Genomic DNA, 15,104 nt, shown 5'->3' with positions numbered 1-15,104 from the left:
GCGAATGCATCCTTTTTTAATTCGCTTAAAATACTTCAATCCTGTTTTAAAAGCTGGTTGATCTGCTCAATCAACACTGCTTCTTGGAAAGGTTTACCCATATAAGCCGATACACCAAGTTCAAGAGCATGTTGTTTATGCTTATCCCCCACCCGTGAAGTGATCATAACCACAGGTAAGTTCTGCAAATGTGGTTGATTTCTCAGCCATTGCATCACTTCAAAACCATCCATTCTTGGCATTTCAACATCAATTAACATTAAGGCAGGTGTTGAATACTGTAAATATTCAAGTGCTTCAATGCCATCTGTAGCTGTGACAATCTGGTAACCATAACGCTCAAGTAGTTTAGATGTCACTTTACGGACTGTGACCGAATCATCAACCACTAAAATCGTAGGTGCTTCATTGTCATGCTCTAAATTAGAGGGCTTCGACTCTAGATGTATAGACCAATCCTGCTGAGTGAGATATTGAACCACACGATTTACATTTAAAATTGGGCAAATTTCTCCACTACCCATAATGGTTACACCGCTGAGATAATCAATTTGATGGATCAGCCTCCCAGTCTGTTTCACAATAATTTGTGAATTAGTTCCTAAGACTTCATCAACGAATAAAGCCACAGGTTGAGACTGGTGCATATTCACCAAAATCACTGGAACTTTTTGGGTTTCTGAATATGGTGAATTTCTTTTTATATTTTGATTTAACAACACGAAGTCAGCCAAATCGTTTAATTGATAACTTGCTTCATGCACTCTCAACAACTGACTCTGTTGTTTCGCGTGATTTAAATCATGTCTATCGATCATTTCAACACGTTGTATTTGATGTAACGGTAAGGCAAAGAATTGGTCCGCAACTTTTACCATCAATGCTTCTGTAATAATTGAAGATTTAGGAATTCTGATTTCAAAACAAGTTCCTTGTCCTCTTTCCGAAGAAACATGAACATGCCCACCCAGTGCCTGTATTTCACTTTTAACGACATCTAAACCGACACCACGTCCTGAAACGGTTGTTAATTTTGCAGCAGTGGTAAAGCCTGGTCTAAAAATCAATTGTAATAGTTCAGTTTCAGAATAATCCCGTTCAGTATTGAGCCAACCAAATTCAACAGCTTTTTGCTTAATCTCTTGTGAATCAATTCCTCGACCATCATCCTTGATCAAAATACTCAGCTCATTGTGATGATTCACCAGTGTCAGTTGCATGACTGCTTGTTCAGGTTTATTTAATTTCAACCGCTGTTCTGCTGACTCAATTCCGTGATCAATCGCATTACGCAGAATATGCTCAAGTGAGGTGATCAACTTTTCAAGAATACTACGATCTAATTCGATGTCTGCATGTTCAATCTGTAACTGAACAGATTTATTCAGATTCATCGAAAGTTGCTTGCATAAGCGTTCAAGACGCATTTTTATCGTCTTGAATGGTACGACACGAGTACGCATCAACGAGTGTTGGATGTTGTTTTGTATTCTTGCCTGCTGAATCAATATACTTTCTGCAGATTGAAGCTTTTCATGCAGAGAGTTTCTGATATCTAACAAGTCTGATGTTGACTCTGATATTGATTTTGAGAGTTGATTAAGTGATGAATATTGATCCATTTCTAAGGGATCAAATCCATGCTCGGCGGAATTATGTGATCTACGTTGTAATAAAATTTGGGATTCTAATTCCCCTTCCATCCGTCTCAATTGTGAAGTAAGGCGCTGAATGGTTTGATCCATTTCTACCAAATTTGACCGATATGATTTTAATTCTACTTCGACTTGCGAACGTTGAATCAAATCCTCCCCAATCAAATTAAGGGTTGCTTCAATTACAGCAGTAGAGACTGATAGTGTCTCGTTCGCTACGGCAGATTGCACAAACTTTTGCAAATTGCCACTCATTGGAGGCGGTAAAACACTCTCCTTAGCGTTAGATGGTTCATTCTGATGTGAGTTTTGCTGAATGGAAGAAGAGTCAAACTTTGATGAATTATTATGCGTAGTGACTAAATCTCTTAAATTGGTTTCAAGGTCCGCTGATAAAGTTGAATGAATACTAAAATCTGAAGACATGTGGTGACTGATATCATTTTGCATCGAATGTACTAAGTTCAGCTTCGAGTCACCACCCTTAAGATTTAAATGTCCAAGCTCAATTAAACCCTGAATAAGCCTTGATGCCTGCTCCACCGGATAATCGACAGACTCAACTTTAATGATATTGACACGCCGTACCAAATCCTGCTGTAAGGCTTTAATCAAAATAATGAAACTTTTTATATCAATTTGATGCTCTGAAATGAGTTGAATATATACAGATTCAAGCTCATGGATTAGATTTGCAAAGTAATCTGCTTGCAACATGTATGCACCACCTTTCAACGTGTGCAATTGCCGCATAATTTTTTGGATACACGTAGCATCTTCTTGATACTCTAACCATGTATTGAACAAGTCTTCGATTTGAGACAAGATTTCTTCCGCTTCCTCGACAAAAAAACCACTTACTTCGCGATCTAAGCCCTGTTTTGCTTTCGCTGAATCTTTGAGTGCGTAATCTATATTGAGTAATGTCAGAATTGTTTCATCTAAGGAGCGAGCAGATACTTCGCTCTCCTGCTCTATAGTGGAAATGCAATTTGATTGATTGGAAAAGCTGAAGTATTCATGATTAAGTTGTTTTAAATCACCTAATAGCTGCTGAGAAGCCTCATTATTTTGAGCCAATTGACCTATAGCAAGTTCATCAAATATTTCTAAGAGTTTTTCATGCCCTTGTTGTAAAACTCGCTGGACATTTGAGTAGGCAATTGAATTCGGTTCTCTTGCAATGTTGGAGTGAATTGAACTCAAAATTTCTGAAATTTTTTGAAGGAGATCAAAATCAACTTTAATGGCAAATTTAGCAATTGAACTGAGTTGTTGACTCAGTAAGGTCGAACGTTCAGTAGTACGTGTAGAGCTAACGAGGTTAGAAATACCATCTTGTACAAAGGTATCTATAAGGAAAACATCTTCTACACCCAAATCTACAATTTTCTTGAGTAACTCTTGCGGATCAAGATTTGGATCGTTCTGTGTAATCTGTTCTGAGAAGTCTCTCAATGCGATTAAAAATGTATGCTCTAATGCCTGAAACTGTTGTTGCCTCGTTACGTTGTCACCTGTTGTTTGCAAGCTTTCTAAGTAATACTTGATTAAATCAATATACTGCGTTGTGAGTGCTTGCAATTGTTTATTGTTGGCATCAAGAGATGGATTACGTTGTATTATTTTTTCGAATGACTGACTCAATACTTCAATTTTCTCAAGTCCAACAATTGCAGAACTCCCCCTGAGAGAATGGACAACACGTGCAAGCGTATCCACCTGAAATTGTTGATTGGATTTATCTAACATATCTTGCAGGGATTTCAATTGTTCTGAAGCTTCAGCATAAAAACTTTGCAGAACCTCGTTATCCCATATTTGAGTATTCTCAATTGTGGCTGCTGCTGAGAGTGAATTTGAGTCACTCAAACAATGACATTCAATCCTGAAATATAGATCTAGCTGTGTGAGATGAGCGTTGATCGCCAACAAAGGATGCAATGATTGATCTATGATATTTGAATGTTCTAATTGCCGACCTAAAAGCAATAGAGGTTTAACATCTAATTGAATCGCTTGTTTCACTATTAAACTAGGCACAATGATGTAGCGATATATACGAGAGATCAGCTCAACATACTCAAGGACCAGTTGACTCCATGAACGTTGCTGATCAAGCCTAATATTCAGTATTGTCTCAACGGTCCATGCAAGCTCAGAAACTGAGTTGAATCCAAGCATTCGACCTGAACCCTTTAAGGTATGAAAATTACGGCGCAATGCTTGCCAAATATTTACCTGTTCTAAATCATTCGATAAGACTTGAAAATTTTCTGATATTTCTAGAAGTAATTCCTTAAGCTCTTCAGCAAAGGTGGTAATAAGCTCCTCATCTTCAAAATTTAATTCATCCTGAGGAAGCTGCATATCTATATATGCACGATAGAGTGCTTCTGAAAGATATAATTGTATTTTATTAGGATTATTATTTTTCATGGCTCAATCACTCAGGTAATTTAAAGTTTGCAACTGATTTCCTTAAAGAATCAGCCATTTGAGTGAGTTCTGCTATCGATTGAGCAGTATCTAAGGTTGAAGCGTGATTTTCTCGTGTGACATCTTGCACAAGCGACATTGTTTTCGCAATTTGCCCCGCAGCAGCTGACTGAACTTTTGAAGATGCTGAAATATTCGCAATCAGTTGAGCCAACTGTTTTGAAATCAACTGAATATCTGCAAGTGCTGCTCCTGCATCTTGAGCAAGTCCAGTCCCCTTAACCACCTCAGAAGTTGTTTGCTCCATAGAGCGAACAGCCTCATGCGTATCTAATTGAATATTTTTTACTAATATCTCAATATGTTTGGTCGCAGCAGTTGAACGTTCAGCTAAACGCTGCACCTCATCAGCAACACCAGCGAAACCTCGTCCAGCATCGCCAGCCATTGCGGCTTGAATGGCTGCATTTAATGCCAACAGATGCGTTTGCCCTGCAATGTCTTCAATGGTTGCAACAAAGTTTCCAATCTCTTGAGTAGATTCACCCAGCCTTTTAATTTTTTTAGATGTTTCTTGAATCTGCCCTCGTATTTGATCCATTCCATCTATTGATCGTTCAACCACTTCCCCACCCTTCGCTGCGATAAGTACCGCGCGCTGAGCAACTTTTGCAGATTGCGCTGCATTTTCAGAAACGTGATCAATTGAGTCTGCCATGTCATGAATGGCGAGCGATGTATTTTGGATTTCACGAGCTTGCAGCTCTGAAGATTGAGCCAATTGTGAACTCATATGCTGAGTTTGATGAATATATTGGGTAACTTGTTGAGAAGCCTGATTAATTCTCATCACCAAATCACGTAAATGATCTATCGCTACATTAATTGAATCCGCGATTGTCCCCGTAAAATCTGCAGAAACCGCAGCATATTTGGTCAAATCGCCTTCAGCTAAATCTCCAATTTCATCTAAAAGCCGATAAATCGCGGTTTGATTCTTCTTATCTTTATCCACTAGCTCAATCAAACGCAGACGATCTTCTTGGCTTCTCAAAATAAAAAGTTTAATTACAGCAAAGGTGAAGCTCGATAAACTAATCAACAATAAAAGTGACAGTAAAATCAGTAACCACGTAGAACCTGTGCGAATTTCATTGAGAGCAACTTGAATTTTTTGTAACTGAGACTCCGTGATATTGCTTTGAGACTCTAACCATAGTCGATCTACTTCATTTAAAGCCGGACTATAAAAATAAACTGATTTTACATTTTCAAGTTGTGAACTAAAAATAAGCTGAGAGTTTTTGAGAATCTGTAATGTGTAATCTGTAGGATTATCCTCAAACTGTTGAATCTGAATAATCATCATTTGATTGAGATATTTCAGTTCCCCCACCCCACGACTTTGCTCCACCGTACGTGGGAGATTAAACATGAGAAACAATAAAATCAGAAAAGCACAAACGAGGCTAATAATAGCCATGATTAAATAAGACTTCGTTTGGGCAGATTGCCCAAACAGCTCTGAAAACTGTTCAAGTTTTAACTTAAGTGAAGCTTTCCATCCCTGTGTGTTGGAATCTGAATCATTCACATTCCGACTGGTCTTTTTTAACCGTAAACTCACTCAGCTCCCCCAAAAAACTATTGCTGACTAGACATTAAATTGAATTAGATGTGAACATATGCTTTAGGCGATCATGCTCATATAGCTGACTCATCATCAGCACAGCTACAGGTGTTGAATGATCGAGAAAATAACCTTGGCAAAATGATCTATATGGTTCTGCGATCAAATCCGAACCGGCGCTATAGGTATTATTCTTATAATGTTTTACACCGAGGACTTCATCCACAAGTAATCCAACACAGTCTTGCCCCACGTTAAAACATAAAATTTTAACATTAGCGTGTAATTGTGTGGTTTTACCCAAAGCAAATTGCTTTAGATCTAATACGGTCACTACTCGACCTCGCAAATTCGCCAAACCTAAATACCACGGCGGCGTAAGTGGTAAAGAAGTAATGCTCAGTAAAGGGCTAACCTCCGCAATATCACCAAGTGGGGTAATAATTTGTTGCTGCTCAACTTTAAAACATACACCAGACCAGAGGTCCTGATTTTGTACATCACGGTACTCATTTGCTTGAGCCGAATTAGCATTACTGGCTTGCGTTAACCAGTGTTGTTGATCACTTTCATCTTGAATGATCATGCTGTGCCTGTATTTAAATATTGCTGAATGACATCCAGTAATCTTGATTCATCTACAGGTTTGATCAGGTAGTCGACAGCGCCTTGTCTTTTGCCCCAAATTCGATCCGTATCCTGATCTTTGGTACTGACAATGACAACTGGAATATGCTTCGTTACATCAGCTCTTGCAATTTGCCGAGTTGCTTGAAATCCATTCACACCAGGCATCACCACATCCATAAGTACAAGATCTGGTTGCTCTGCTTGCGCTAAGGTAACACCATCTGCACCATTGGTTGCTTCTAGCACTTCATAGCCATTTTTGGACAGAATTTCTTTAAATCTAAACATTTCTGTTGGAGAGTCATCTACCACTAAGATACGTGTCATATTTTATTTTCCCAGTACTTAACGTGAAGCGACAAGTTTACGAATCGCATTCAATAGCTCATCTTTACTGAATGGTTTCGTGAGGTATTCATCAGATCCAACAACTCGTCCTTTTGCCTGATCAAACATACCATCTTTACTGGATAACATGACCACTGGAATATGTTGGAAATTTTGTGAGTTTTTTAACAGTGCGCACGTTTGATACCCATCTAAACGCGGCATCATAATATCTACAAAAATAATATCAGGTCGAGTTTCAGCAATTTTAGATAATGCTTCAAATCCATCTACTGCAGTTACAACGTCATATCCTTCACGCTGTAATAAAGTTTCTGCGGTCCGACGAATCGTTTTTGAATCATCAATGACCATCACTTTAATATTTTGCAGATTATCATCCATTGAATGATCCTTCCTGAGATGAGATTTAAAGAAAAATGAAACGCTTAATTTAGAGAATAACCATTATTTTCTAACATAACATTACATTGATTTTCAATGCAGTTGAGTACTCGCGGAGAGATTGTGTCACAAAGCTTCATAGAATTTAAGGGTGAATCAGATTAAGCGTAAATTATTTAACGGTTTATATTTATAAATTTACCAGAACCACATAAAATGCTTGTTATTAAAAGCAAAAATTAAAAAATTGAATTGATATCACGGGGGCCAATTCCAATGTTTAATCTTTCGCACAAATCAAGAATTGGGTTAAAGCATCTTCATCATAAAACATTCTTAGTGATCATGATGACATTTGGTTTATGTATCAGTGAAGCAATTGCTAATACCACAGTGACCAAACCGTCTTGGTATCGTTATTATGATAAAAATGGCGTAGCTAATATTAGTAGTTCGGTAACACCAGAGCATATTCGTCACGGTTATGAAGCACTTGACCGTAATATGCAAGTGATTAAAAAAAATCGACCTTATGATGCCGATAAAGAACAGCAACAAAGTGCTGTACGTACGCAACAAGCCAAACAACATGAACAAGATCTACGCTTAAAACGCGCTTATGGTTCTAGTAAAGTGGCTGCGAACAAACGTGATGATATGTTGAAAAACATCAACAAACAAATCACCTTTCAAAAACAACAGTACCAACAACTGGAGCAAGATCGAATATTGTTTAAAAAGCAGGAACAGACCTATATCAAGAAAGGGAACCCTGTCCCTAAAAACTTACAAGATCGAATCACTTATAATGCACAGAATATGAGTAATATCCAAAAAAATATTGAATCTTTACAAACAAACTATCGAAATACTCAGTCACAATACGACAATATTATCAAGCGCTTAAAAACTCTTGAATAAAGAAGAGTTTGTCTGAATGGAAAGGAATTATCACATGCCGAATGCGACTCGTCACAGCAGTCAGTATAAGAAATATCTCGTATTAGGAACGCTGTGTACGAGTTGTCTTTTAGCCGCTTGTCAAAAAAATGACGAAAGTGTACAGCCAACCTCATCTACCCCTCAAAAAATTGAATTAATACAACAGGACTTAGTCAAAGTTGAAAATGGGGTCTCAAATCTGAAATTTGCTTTCACAGGCACCATACGCGCTGTGAATCAAAGTACAATTCAAGCGCAAGTGACTGCCACTGCTAGTCAAGTCTCTGTACAAGTCGGTGAAAGGGTGAGTAAAGGACAAGTCTTGGTACGTTTAAATAATCAAGATAATACAGCCCGACTCGCACAAGCTCGCGCTAATCTTGCTTCTGCACAAGCGCAGGCACAACAAGCTGCAAATATGGTCACTCGAAAAAAACGACTTTATGATCAAGGATTTATTTCTAAGGTTGAATATGAACAAAGTCAAGTGGAGCATAAAGCCCAACTCGAAACTGTACGAGCTCAGCAAGCAAATGTGGATATCGCACTGAAAGCCGATGCTGATGGATTAATTCGTAGCCCCATTTCTGGCGTAATTACCAAACGTCAAGTCGAACCAGGTCAAACCGTTTCAATGGGTCAAACATTATTTGAAATCGTAGATCCACAAAAATTGGAGATTCAAGCAAAACTCCCTGTCGAATCTCAACATGCGCTCAACATTGGAAACAACATTGAATATAAAATTCAAGGGACTACCCAAAATTATACTGCCAAGTTAACACGCATTTCCCCAATGGCCGATCAAATCAGTCGTCAGGTTGATTTTTTTGCTCAACCGAATGAATCAATCAATTCACTGAGTATTGGTGCTTTTGTCGAAGGTTTCATTTTAGATGACAAACAAATTCAGGGGCAAAAAGTTCCTCTTGATACTATTCAAGATGCAGATGGCAAACCTTATCTGTGGATCATCCGTGATCAGAAAATTCAGAAAGCTAATATTCGAATTCTGGATCGACAACCCAACGAGAATATTGCAATGATCAGTGGTCTTCAGCCAACGGATTACATCAGTAGAATTAAGTTTAATAATGATGACTTAAATAAAACAGTCTCAATTGCTTCAAAGTAAGACAGGATCTGAACTATGTGGTTAACTCGAATCAGTGTGAAATATCCTGTCTTTACGATCATGATGATGCTATGCCTGATGGTATTGGGCTTATCATCATGGCAACGAATGGGAGTTGAAGAATTCCCTGATGTCGATTTCCCATTTGTGGTCGTGTATACCACTTATCCAGGTGCTTCTCCTGAAACTGTTGAATCTGAAATTACCAAAAAGATGGAAGATCAGATCAATACGATCTCAGGTGTTAAACAAGTGATATCGCAGTCGAGTGAAGGACTCTCTACAATTATCACTGAGTTTAATTTGGATGTTCCTTCAACCGTTGCAGCGCAAGATATTCGAGACAAAATTGCGCCAGTGACAGCAGAATTTCGTGATGAAATTACTGATCCTATTGTTGAGCGCTATGACCCTTCCGCAGGTGCCATCATGTCGGTGGTATTTGAGTCTGAGAATATGTCACTCCGAGAGCTCAGCTCTTATTTAGATCAAAAAATTGTTCCTCAATTGAGAACTGTTCGTGGGGTAGGTACAGTTAACCTGCTAGGTGACTCGCAGCGTCAAATTCGTATTGAAGTTAATCCACAAAAATTACAAAGTCTTGGTGTTGGCATTGATCAAGTCATTAACACACTAAAAGGCGAAAACATTGAAGTCCCTGGGGGCACACTCAAACAGTCAAATTCAGAGCTGGTTGTTGAAATTAAATCAAGAGTAATTCATCCCCAATCCTTTGGGGATCTCATCGTCGCGAGTAAAAATGGCACGCCAATCTACTTAAAACAAGTAGCTGAAATTTACGACAGCCAAGCTGAACTCGAGTCGAGTGCATTCATTAACGGTCAAAATGCTGTCGCGTTGGATATTCTCAGAAGCTCTGATTCAAATGTAATTGACGTTGTAGATGCGGCTTATAAAACACTAAACCGTATAGAACAACAACTCCCGCAAGGGACAACATTGAAAGTAGTTGTCGATACATCTCGAGGCATACGAGCAAGTATTGGTGATGTTGCCCGTACAATTATTGAAGGTGGTGTACTTGCGGTTGTCATCGTTCTACTTTTTTTAGGTTCATTTAGATCGACGATTATTACAGGCCTTACCCTGCCAATCGCCTTACTTGGAACATTAACGTTCATTTGGGCTTTTGGTTTTACCATCAATATGATGACTCTTCTTGCCCTGTCTTTAAGTATTGGCCTTCTTATTGATGATGCAATTGTGGTACGTGAAAATATTGTTCGCCATGCTGATATGGGGAAAGATCATGTGACTGCTGCTTTAGATGGAACCAAAGAAATTGGGCTGGCAGTTCTCGCAACCACTTTAACTATTGTTGCGGTGTTCTTACCAGTTGCATTCATGGGCGGTATTATCGGTCGTTTCTTCTACCAATTTGGCGTGACAGTGAGCACCGCCGTACTGATCTCAATGTTTGTCAGTTTTACGCTCGATCCAATGCTATCAGCTCACTGGGCTGAACGTCATCATCCAAATAAAAAACCGAGCGCATTGAAACGCTTCTTCAATGGGATCTCAAATAAACTTGATTCATTAAATGAAGTGTACGAGAAGCTGCTAAAACTGGCTCTAAGATTCCGCTTTCTAACAATTGTCGTTGCTGTTGCCTCACTGTTTGGCGCGCTCACGCTATCAAAAATGGTGGGAACAGAGTTTGTACCTGTTCCAGATAAAGGTGAAATTCGGATCAAATTTGAAACGCCCGTAGATGCTTCACTCGAATACTCTCAGGCAAAGTTAAAACAAGTTGAATCTATTATTCGACAGCATCCAGAAGTTAAAGGAACGTACGGCGTTATTAATGGGGTGACTGATCGCGGGAAAAACCACGTAAGCATCCGAGTCAGTTTAAGTCCTCGCCAAGAGCGCTCTCAGACACTGACTGATTTAACCAATGAGTTTCGTGATCGACTACAAACAGTGGCGGGTATTACCCTCACCTCTATTGCTTCAGCAGATGAAACTGTGTCTGGTGGTCAAAAGCCTGTCATGATTTCCATCAAAGGACCTGAGCTAGATGAATTACAAAAAATTTCTGATCGTTTCATGGTGGAAATGGCAAAAATTGATGGTGTCGTCGATTTAGAAAGCTCGCTCAAAGAGCCTAAACCTACCCTTGAAGTGCATGTAAATCGTGTACTTGCAAACGATTTAGGATTATCAGTCAGCCAAATTGCCAATGTGATCCGCCCTCTCCTTGCTGGTGATGATGTAACGACGTGGAAAGACGAAAAAGGTGAAACCTATGATGTCAATTTGCGCCTCTCTGAAGATCAACGTACGCTTCCAAGTGACATCAATAATTTATATTTAAAATCGCAAAAAGTGGATGCGAATAATCAACCGATCTTGGTTCCGCTCTCAAGCGTAACAAGCACACAAGAAAGTTATGGTGCATCTCAAATCAACCGTCGTGATTTAGCACGTGAAGTCATGGTTGAAGCCAATACTTCAGGTCGACCTGCAGGTGATATTGGTCGAGATATTAAAGCATTGCAAGATAACTTCGAGATGCCTGCCGGCTATGGTTTTGAAACACAAGGTGCAAACGCAGATATGGAAGAATCGATTGGGTACGCTGTTACAGCTGTTACACTTTCTATTGTATTTATCTATATTGTTTTAGGCTCTCAATTCAATAGTTTTATTCATCCTGCGGCGATCATGGCCTCATTACCATTGTCATTGGTCGGGGTATTCCTTGCATTATTCTTATTTAACTCAACAATGAATTTATTTTCCATTATTGGCATCATCATGTTAATGGGATTAGTAACCAAGAATGCGATTCTCCTCATTGACTTTATTAAGAAAGCTATTGATCGCGGTGAGACACGTTTTGATGCCATTATTGCTGCAGGTAAAACACGACTGAGACCCATTCTGATGACCACAAGTGCGATGGTCATGGGTATGGTGCCATTGGCATTAGGCTTGGGTGAAGGAGGTGAACAAAGTGCTCCGATGGCGCATGCTGTCATTGGGGGCGTCATTACTTCTACCCTGCTGACCTTAGTTGTCGTTCCCGTTATCTTTACCTACTTAGATGACTTTAAGAATTTTATGGTACGTCAAACACGAAAATTCATGTCATAATGTAGAGAATTGTCATGAGGTGTCATTCAAAATGTTCACCTCATTTTTTATCGTATAATCTTATGCTTTAACGCTCATTATTAGGACAAATTCCATGCGCGCGAGTCGCTTTTTATTTGCAACGTTAAGAGAAACCCCAAGTGATGCTGAAGTAATCTCTCATCAGCTGATGCTTCGTGCGGGTATGATTCGTAAATTGGCTTCAGGATTATATTCTTGGTTGCCAATGGGCGTACGTGTGTTAAATAAAGTCGAAGCGATTGTTCGCGAAGAAATGGACCGTGCTGGTTCACTACAAGTATTGATGCCTGTGACCCAACCAGCAAGTTTATGGGAAGAATCTGGTCGCTATGTGCAATATGGTCCAGAACTTTTACGCTTTAATGACCGTCACAACAACCCGTTTGTTCTCGGCCCTACACATGAAGAAGTCATTACTGATTTAGCGCGTAACGAACTCAAAAGTTATAAACAATTACCCGCTAATTTCTACCAAGTTCAAACTAAATTCCGTGATGAAGTTCGTCCTCGTTTTGGCGTTATGCGCTCTCGTGAATTTGTGATGAAAGATGCTTATTCATTCCATGCAGATCAAGATTCATTACAAGAAACTTACGACACGATGTACGATGCCTATTGCCGTATTTTTACTCGTTTAGGTTTAGACTTCCGTCCAGTTCAGGCGGATACAGGTTCAATTGGCGGTTCAGGTTCGCATGAATTCCATGTATTGGCATCTAGCGGTGAAGATGATATTGCATTCTCAACTGAATCAGATTACGCAGCCAATATCGAAATGGCTGAAGCGATTCTTGTAGGTGAACGTGCTGCACCAACTCAAGAATTAAAAATTGTTGAAACACCAAATCAAAAAACTATAGCTGATGTATCTGCTTTCTTAGGTACCGATGCAAAACAGTCTGTCAAAGCTTTGTTGGTACAAGGAATCGCTGAAGAAGGTAAAACTGCGCCTGTCGTAGCACTATTCCTTCGTGGGGATCATGAGCTAAACGAAATCAAAGCTGAGAAACATCCGCTGATTGCATCACCACTTACATTTGCAACTGAAGAACAACTGAGTGCTTTAGGCTTAACCGCTGGTTTTGTTGGTCCTCAAGGTCTGGTCGAAAAAGGGATTAATGTCATCGTTGACCGAGCAGCGTCAGTATTGTCTGACTTTGTTGCAGGTGCAAACGAAGCAGGCAAACATGCGACAGGTGTGAACTGGGAGCGTGATGCTCAATTCACTGAAGTTTATGATCTTCGCAATGTTGTTGAGGGTGATCCATCTCCAGATGGTAAAGGTGTACTTCAAATTAAACGTGGTATTGAAGTTGGTCATATTTTCCAATTAGGTCAAAAATACTCTGAAGCTCTGGGCTGCAAAGTATTAGGTAAGGATGGTAAACCATTCACTGTAACAATGGGTTGTTATGGTATTGGGGTGACTCGCGTAGTCGCGGCTGCCATTGAACAAAATTACGATGAAAAAGGAATTATTTGGCCTGCTGCTATCGCGCCTTTCCATATCGCAATCGTTCCGATGAATGCTCATAAATCACCTCGTACTGTAGAGGCTGCTGAAGCACTTTATGCAGAACTTCAAGCTGCTGGTTATGACGTGCTTTTAGATGACCGTGATGAACGACCAGGCGTTAAATTCTCCGATATCGAAATAACAGGTATTCCGCACCGTATTGTTATCGGTGAAAAAGGTTTAGATGCTGGTACTTTTGAGTACAAAGGTCGTTCTGATACTGAATCAAGCAACCTGAGTAAAGAAGAAATACTCACTAAAATCGCCCAATAATTTGAGCATAAAAAATCCCGCGATTCGCGGGATTTTTTATAGACCGTTGATATTCACTTTCAAATCTTTCACAGATGTACCAATAGCCCCAAAGCTCCCCATTGAACCATTCGCTAAACCATTAAAGACCGTCGGACTACTCGCCCCCTCACGTCCCAACATCACATTGTTGAGACCAACATTCATTTTACTAGATTGTCCTGTATTTCCGATGTAAATACCTGAAGGTGCAACACCTGCATGGAAACCAGATAATGAAAAACCATTGTTTTGATCAGTAGCTTTAGCCTGAAAATCGAATTTTGCAGAAGAATTACCAGATACGAATGCAATAGGACAGCCTGAGCCTGTGCCACAGATTGATTGAATTGCGCCTCCAAACTGGACCATGTAGCCTTGAGGCACATTTCCTAATTGAACATTGATCTGAGGACGTTGGGATTGATTTAATGTAATTTCAAAGTTTCGATCAGCACTGCCTATTTCTAAAATTTTAGCGACACCGGGCACCAACTGCTTCAGATCATTATAAATCGATTTAGTTTGCGTAGTGCTAGACACCTGATTACTGCTGGCGATATAGAGTGCGAATGGACTCAATTTAAACCCAGTAATTTGCTCCGCAAAAGTGATACCTATATTGGCAAATGGCGTGCCATTACCTCCGTCTGTATCAATTTTTGCATTGATTGTAGACGAACCAGGGGTATGACCTAAAAATTGAACCTGAATTGGATTACCAGTTGGACCTGCGACCACTAAGCCAGCAGCTTGTGAATAATTTTTTCCTAATATTGGATCTTTAATTCCATCTTGATCAATGATCGCAACCTGTGTGAACTCGATCTTATCCATTCCAATACCAATACTAATCCCATCTTGACCAGTAGTAGACGAAAGAGACTGATCATCTAATGGTTGCATAGCAAAACACGGGAATCCCACCGCAGTGGTCAAAATAAGTAAACTGAATCGTTTTGTTTTTATCATATTCATGAGTCTATCCCTCAA

The 15,104-nt window shown here is 39.5% G+C and carries 10 protein-coding genes; 4 read left to right on the top strand and 6 right to left on the bottom strand.

Features of this window, described 5'->3' with window-relative positions:
- Nucleotides 1-35 precede the first annotated feature (35 nt).
- The 5 genes from AC1M9C_RS07140 to pilG are packed head-to-tail and all read right to left on the bottom strand — an operon-like array spanning nt 36 to nt 7,086.
- Nucleotides 36-4,094, bottom strand: a complete 4,059-nt coding sequence (locus AC1M9C_RS07140) for a hybrid sensor histidine kinase/response regulator (protein WP_481953441.1) — start codon at nt 4,092-4,094, stop codon at nt 36-38.
- A 7-nt stretch (nt 4,095-4,101) separates the two neighbouring features.
- Nucleotides 4,102-5,721, bottom strand: a complete 1,620-nt coding sequence (locus tag AC1M9C_RS07135) for a methyl-accepting chemotaxis protein (protein ID WP_481587275.1) — start codon at nt 5,719-5,721, stop codon at nt 4,102-4,104.
- Nucleotides 5,722-5,755: 34 nt separating this feature from the next.
- The gene (locus AC1M9C_RS07130; protein WP_481587276.1) at nt 5,756-6,310 is read right to left on the bottom strand and encodes a chemotaxis protein CheW; all 555 of its coding nucleotides are present in this window, start codon (nt 6,308-6,310) and stop codon (nt 5,756-5,758) included.
- Nucleotides 6,307-6,681, bottom strand: a complete 375-nt coding sequence (locus AC1M9C_RS07125) for a response regulator (RefSeq protein ID WP_035269071.1) — start codon at nt 6,679-6,681, stop codon at nt 6,307-6,309. The genes AC1M9C_RS07130 and AC1M9C_RS07125 overlap by 4 nt, the downstream gene beginning before the upstream one ends.
- Nucleotides 6,682-6,699: 18 nt before the next feature.
- Nucleotides 6,700-7,086, bottom strand: a complete 387-nt coding sequence (gene pilG / locus AC1M9C_RS07120; RefSeq protein WP_035269072.1) for a twitching motility response regulator PilG — start codon at nt 7,084-7,086, stop codon at nt 6,700-6,702.
- Between the two features lie 276 nt (nt 7,087-7,362).
- On the opposite strand from pilG, the gene AC1M9C_RS07115 reads away from it, so the two are divergent.
- From AC1M9C_RS07115 to AC1M9C_RS07100, 4 genes are all read left to right on the top strand, one after another.
- Nucleotides 7,363-8,007, top strand: a complete 645-nt coding sequence (locus tag AC1M9C_RS07115; protein ID WP_257227584.1) for a hypothetical protein — start codon at nt 7,363-7,365, stop codon at nt 8,005-8,007.
- A gap of 34 nt (nt 8,008-8,041) precedes the next feature.
- Nucleotides 8,042-9,163 carry an efflux RND transporter periplasmic adaptor subunit gene (locus AC1M9C_RS07110; protein WP_481587277.1) on the top strand — a complete coding sequence of 374 codons (1,122 nt, stop codon included), beginning with the start codon at nt 8,042-8,044 and terminating at the stop codon, nt 9,161-9,163.
- Between the two features lie 15 nt (nt 9,164-9,178).
- Entirely contained in the window at nt 9,179-12,283 is a 3,105-nt protein-coding gene (locus AC1M9C_RS07105) for an efflux RND transporter permease subunit (RefSeq protein WP_481953440.1), read from the top strand.
- 94 nt (nt 12,284-12,377) lie between these two features.
- Nucleotides 12,378-14,093: a proline--tRNA ligase gene (locus AC1M9C_RS07100; protein WP_481587279.1), complete on the top strand. Its 1,716-nt coding sequence runs from the start codon at nt 12,378-12,380 to the stop codon at nt 14,091-14,093.
- Between the two features lie 36 nt (nt 14,094-14,129).
- Here AC1M9C_RS07100 and AC1M9C_RS07095 read toward each other — a convergent pair whose 3' ends face one another.
- The gene (locus AC1M9C_RS07095; RefSeq protein WP_481587280.1) at nt 14,130-15,089 is read right to left on the bottom strand and encodes a DUF6160 family protein; all 960 of its coding nucleotides are present in this window, start codon (nt 15,087-15,089) and stop codon (nt 14,130-14,132) included.
- Nucleotides 15,090-15,104 lie beyond the last annotated feature (15 nt).

The sequence above is a fragment of the Acinetobacter sp. 24-47-39 genome, from assembly GCF_056783825.1.
This window is presented reverse-complemented; position numbering and strand designations above follow the sequence as displayed.

Coding starts and splice junctions, on each gene's coding strand:
- AC1M9C_RS07125 (WP_035269071.1), bottom strand. CDS start 6,681: ATGACACGTATCTTAGTGGTAGATGACTCTCCAACAGAAATGTTTAGA.
- AC1M9C_RS07140 (WP_481953441.1), bottom strand. CDS start 4,094: ATGAAAAATAATAATCCTAATAAAATACAATTATATCTTTCAGAAGCA.
- AC1M9C_RS07105 (WP_481953440.1), top strand. CDS start 9,179: ATGTGGTTAACTCGAATCAGTGTGAAATATCCTGTCTTTACGATCATG.
- AC1M9C_RS07095 (WP_481587280.1), bottom strand. CDS start 15,089: ATGAATATGATAAAAACAAAACGATTCAGTTTACTTATTTTGACCACT.
- AC1M9C_RS07115 (WP_257227584.1), top strand. CDS start 7,363: ATGTTTAATCTTTCGCACAAATCAAGAATTGGGTTAAAGCATCTTCAT.
- AC1M9C_RS07100 (WP_481587279.1), top strand. CDS start 12,378: ATGCGCGCGAGTCGCTTTTTATTTGCAACGTTAAGAGAAACCCCAAGT.
- pilG (WP_035269072.1), bottom strand. CDS start 7,086: ATGGATGATAATCTGCAAAATATTAAAGTGATGGTCATTGATGATTCA.
- AC1M9C_RS07130 (WP_481587276.1), bottom strand. CDS start 6,310: ATGATCATTCAAGATGAAAGTGATCAACAACACTGGTTAACGCAAGCC.
- AC1M9C_RS07110 (WP_481587277.1), top strand. CDS start 8,042: ATGCCGAATGCGACTCGTCACAGCAGTCAGTATAAGAAATATCTCGTA.